The 4,883-nt window shown below is 34.7% G+C and carries 5 protein-coding genes; 3 read left to right on the forward strand and 2 right to left on the reverse strand.

Going from position 1 to position 4,883, the window contains the following annotated elements:
* Positions 1–1,175: lysine--tRNA ligase (locus tag VFS71_RS12025; RefSeq protein WP_326401527.1), on the reverse strand; the 1,175-nt coding region annotated here is incomplete at its 3' end.
* 284 nt (positions 1,176–1,459) lie between these two features.
* On the opposite strand from VFS71_RS12025, the gene VFS71_RS12030 reads away from it, so the two are divergent.
* The 3 genes from VFS71_RS12030 (at position 1,460) to lipB (ending at position 3,944) form a co-directional block, all read left to right on the forward strand.
* Positions 1,460–2,260 (forward strand): hypothetical protein, encoded by an 801-nt coding sequence (locus VFS71_RS12030; RefSeq protein WP_326401528.1) that lies wholly within the window; start codon positions 1,460–1,462, stop codon positions 2,258–2,260.
* 137 nt (positions 2,261–2,397) lie between these two features.
* On the forward strand, positions 2,398–3,138 hold the full coding sequence (locus VFS71_RS12035) for a hypothetical protein (protein ID WP_326401529.1): 741 nt from the start codon (positions 2,398–2,400) through the stop codon (positions 3,136–3,138).
* Between the two features lie 95 nt (positions 3,139–3,233).
* Positions 3,234–3,944: a lipoyl(octanoyl) transferase LipB gene (lipB, locus tag VFS71_RS12040; protein WP_326401531.1), complete on the forward strand. Its 711-nt coding sequence runs from the start codon at positions 3,234–3,236 to the stop codon at positions 3,942–3,944.
* Between the two features lie 18 nt (positions 3,945–3,962).
* Here lipB and VFS71_RS12045 read toward each other — a convergent pair whose 3' ends face one another.
* The gene (locus VFS71_RS12045) at positions 3,963–4,622 is read right to left on the reverse strand and encodes a ribonuclease HII (protein ID WP_326401530.1); all 660 of its coding nucleotides are present in this window, start codon (positions 4,620–4,622) and stop codon (positions 3,963–3,965) included.
* Positions 4,623–4,883: the final 261 nt, after the last annotated feature.

Below are 4,883 nucleotides of genomic sequence, written 5' to 3' on the forward strand. Positions count from 1 at the left end.
AGTGGCGACATTTCCTTTGGATAATCCGTGATAAACGTTGGCTGAATATAATTTCCTTCGCATTTCGCTCCAAAAATCTCATCGATCAATTTTCCTTTACCCATCGTTTTATCAACGTCAATTCCCATTCCTTTCGCAGCTTCAAAAAGTTCAGCTTCACTTTTGCCAGAAATATCAAAACCAGTAAAATGTTTGATAGAATCCGTCATTGTAACACGAGCGTAAGGCGCTTTGAAACTGATTTTATGTTCGCCAAAAGTTGCCTCACTAGTTCCATTGACACCAATAGCGCAATGTTCTAACAAGTTTTCTGTAAAATCCATCATCCAGTTGTAGTCTTTGTAGGCTACATATATTTCCATTGCGGTAAATTCCGGGTTATGCGTTCTGTCCATTCCTTCGTTACGGAAGTTTTTCGAAAACTCATATACACCGTCAAAACCACCTACGATTAATCTTTTTAAATACAACTCATTCGCAATACGCATGTATAGCGGAATGTCAAGCGAATTATGGTGCGTGATAAAAGGTCTCGCTGCAGCACCACCAGGAATTGATTGCAAAACAGGAGTTTCTACCTCAAGATATCCTTTGTCATTAAAGAAAGAACGCATGGCGTTAAACAATTTGGTTCTTTTGATAAAAGTATCTTTCACATGATCGTTCACGGTTAAATCTACATAACGCATTCTGTAACGCAATTCAGCATCGTTAAATGCATCATGAACGTTTCCTTCTTCATCCACTTTTGGCAATGGCAACGGACGCAAAGTTTTACTCAAGAAAGTAAAACCACTTACGCGGATACATTTTGCACCTACTTGGGTAGTAAATAATTCTCCTTCAATACCAATAAAGTCACCCAAATCGGTCAATTTTTTGAATACCTGATTGTATAAAGTTTTATCTTCTCCCAAACACAAAACGTCGCGATTCACATACAATTGTATACGCCCTTCGCTATCCTGTAGCTCAGCAAAACAAGCTTTTCCTTGATCTCTCACACTCATCAAACGCCCAGCAACAATCACCTTTTTACCTTCTTCAAAAGATTCCTTTATTTGTTTCGAAGTATGATTTACAGGAAAAAGATTAGCAGGATAAGGATTGATTCCTAAATTACGCAATGATTGAAGTTTTTCTCTTCGGATGATTTCTTGTTCTGATAAGGCCATTATATACTGTTTTTTAAGTCCGCAAAGATAACAAATAGATTGCAAATTTTAGAAAGCAGTTTTCAGATTTTTTGGAGCACAAAATTTAGTTGTTTTCAAGAAGAATTCTCCCGCCATTCGTTGCAATCTTTTTTGTTTTTAAAGGAAAACAAAAAAGGATTTTCACTTCTATCGGGGCTATTTTACAAGTTTTTATTTTCAAAAATAGTTTTGATTTAAAAGAAATCGAATAAATCACTAAAAATCTTACTATATTGCCTACATGAACTTTGTAATGTGAAAAAATGAAGAAAATTTTAATTTGTTTAGTGCTTGTTTTTAGTGTTTCCAGTTGTATTATGAAGGAAAAAATGGTGATGAATGAAGATGGATCGGGAAATTTTTCATATGGATTTGATATGTCTCCTATGTTTAAATTGGGTATGAAAAAGACCGATTCTAGTCAAATTAATAAAATAGTAGATACATCTTTTACTTTTAAAGAGGTATTTACTAAAATAAAAGACAGCATATCCAAATTGCCGGAAACTGATAAAGATAAAATTGAGAAGTTGGAGAAAGAAACGGAGATTTTTAAAATTCTGGAGAATTTTAAAGTCAGTTTAAAAATTAATGAAGAAAAAAAGGAATTTGAGTACAATATGATGTTTGAATTTCCTAGTGTAGTAGGTTTTCAAAAACTTGCAACACCAGCTGAAAGCTTAGAAGCCCTAGCGGTCGCAGATAAAAAACGATTAGGCGCTTTTAGTTCAATTCCAAAACCTGAAGAGAAAGGGACTACGACTATTTTTTATGATGGTAAAGTTTTTATTAAGACTGTCACACCTTCAAAAGAAGATAAAAAAGTTAAAAAGAAAGAAGCAAAAAAAGAAAAAAGTGACGATCCATTCTCAAAAAAAATGGATGAGATGCTTAAAGAATGTAAATATATTGCCGAATATCATTTTCCTAAAAAGATTAAAAATGTTTCAATCAAAAATGCTTTAATAGCACCAGATAGAAAAAGCTTTATTGTTGAAATTTCCTTGGATAATATGCAAGAAAGTAATGTTGATTTTGGCTTTAAAGTGGAATTTGAACAATAAATAAACAGTTTTTAAAAACTAAATGAAAGTCTTTGAAAGTGTTGTTTTTATAAAATTACGTACAAAATAATGTAACTTCGCTTCAAAACAAAAAACTTAGCAGCTCAGAATCTCAGCCTCTTAGAAACTTTAAAAACATGAAAAGATTTTTCTTTCTCTTCCTAATTCTCATAAACGTAAGCTGTCAAGTGACCGAAACTATTCATCTCAATTCTGACGGTAGCGGAATTATTGAAGTCACGAATCTAAGAGAAGAACACAGTTATATGCAGATTGCAAAAGAAAATTATTCGAAGGAAGATATTTATAAAGACACAACTTACGTCTTTGGTGATTATATCAAGAAACATCAAGAAACATTTTCCAGAACACCTGTAGCCGACCAAAAAGTATTTTTGAGGTATTCGAATGTGAAAGTTCATAGAAAAGCAAGTTCTTACGAAAAAGAATTCAGAACTACTTATACCCAGAATTTTCAAAAAGCTTCCGATATTGTTGATCTTTCTAAAACTGATCATTATATAGATGATATAAAAAATAATTATGCGCTAAGTGCCGAAGAGCATTATTACAAAGTATGCTACGATTACACTGGCAATCGTTTCAATAGAACCGTAACGATTATCGATACTCTCGAACAAAAAAAGGAATTTGATAAAATAGAAGAAATAAAAGCGAAATACAAAGGATACAAACTGGTTCAGAATTATGTTTTGAACTATCATTTTCCTCGAAAAATTCAATCAGTTTCCAATCCATTTGCTAAAATTAGCGATGACCGTAAATCACTATCACTACAATTTCTATTATCCGATTGCCTGCAAAATCCTATAAGTACAAACTTGGAGGTGGTTTTGGAACCCGAAACGGTAGACTAATAACAGGCTTTCAAACGGTTTAGGTTGCAATAAACATTTGTACATTTGCAAAAAATAAATCTTAGAATCTTTGTCTCTTAGATTCTCAGCATCTCATAAAAGAAATGAATAAAACCATCCAACTTCAAGATTTAGGAAATAAAGATTACAATGAAACTTGGGCATACCAAGAAGAATTGTTTAAGGGAATTGTAGATTTGAAGATCCAAAATAGGAGAGAAGAAACTGCTATTCCAACACCCAATTATTTTTTGTTTGTAGAACATCCTCACGTTTATACTTTAGGAAAAAGTGGTGATTTGAGTAATTTGCTTTTGTCCGAAAAACAATTGGAAGCCAAAGGCGCGACTTTCTACAAAATCAATCGTGGTGGTGATATTACTTATCATGGGCCCGGACAAATTGTTGGTTATCCTATTCTTGATTTGGAGAATTTCTTTTCGGATATTCATAAATACTTGCGTTTTCTGGAGGAAGCCATTATTCTGACTTTACAGGAATACGGTTTGGAGTGTGGTAGAAGTGACGGTGAAACCGGAGTTTGGCTAGGAGTGGGAACGCCATTCGCCCGAAAAATTTGTGCCATGGGAGTTCGTGCTTCGCGTTGGGTAACAATGCACGGTTTTGCCCTAAACGTCAACGCTGACTTGGGGTATTTCGACAACATCATTCCGTGTGGAATTCGTGGTAAAGCAGTTACTTCACTTCATGTAGAACTCGGTGTTGAAAAAGTAGATGAACAAGAAGTGAAAGAAAAAATCTTAAAACATTTCTCTGATTTGTTTGAATGTTCGATTGTTCGATAATTTGAAAAATCTAACAATCTAAATATCCAATTTCAATTGCTCTGGCAATAACCTAAAACTCATTCTGTGGTATTTTGTAGTACCATATTTTCGGATCGCGTCACGGTGTTCTTGGGTGGGGTAGCCTTTATTTTTTTTCCAATTGTACATTGGGAATTCTTCGTGAATTTTGTCCATATATTCATCACGATAGGTTTTTGCTAATATTGATGCCGCAGCGATGCTTAAGTATTTCGAATCTCCTTTTATAATACTTTGATTCGGAATTGATTTCAATAATTCGATTTCGGTTTTGGAGAATTGTTTTCCGAAAGTGTTCTTCAAACCCAATTTTGCGTTCAATGCTCTATTGCCGTCAACAATAATAAATTCGGGAGTTTGAGTTAATTTCAAGACGCATTCCTGCATTCCTTTCATAGAAGCGTTCAGAATATTGATTTCGTCAATTTCATTTGGATGTAAATGGGTTACAGCAAATGTAATGGCTTCTAATTCAATGATAGGTCTCAGTTTTTCTCTCGCCTTTTCGCTTAATTGTTTACTGTCGTTTAGGATTGTATTTTTAAAATCAAATGGCAGAATCACCGCTGCTGCGGTGACTGGACCGGCAAGACAACCGCGTCCGGCTTCATCGGTGCCGGTTTCGAGCAGGAAAGTGGAGAAATTATTTTGAAGCATATTGAAATCTTTTCGTGGCACAAATATTGTGATTTTTTCTTGATTTTCTTTTTTGTGAGGCGAATTGATTTCGGGAAAATAAAAGTTGTGGGGGATTGTAATATGTTGTTGCGAGTTGCGAGAGGGATAGAAGCAGGCTACCGAAGTAGCGCGTATAGCCCGACAGCAGTAGAGAAAGGGGCGAATAAGCGGAACTGCGAATTGGCCCCTTTTTCTAGTGGTGGCTCGCCCAGATTATTTGGAAGAGAGAAGTTGTGGTTT

This window comes from Flavobacterium sp., from assembly GCF_035760125.1.
GTDB lineage: Bacteria > Bacteroidota > Bacteroidia > Flavobacteriales > Flavobacteriaceae > Flavobacterium.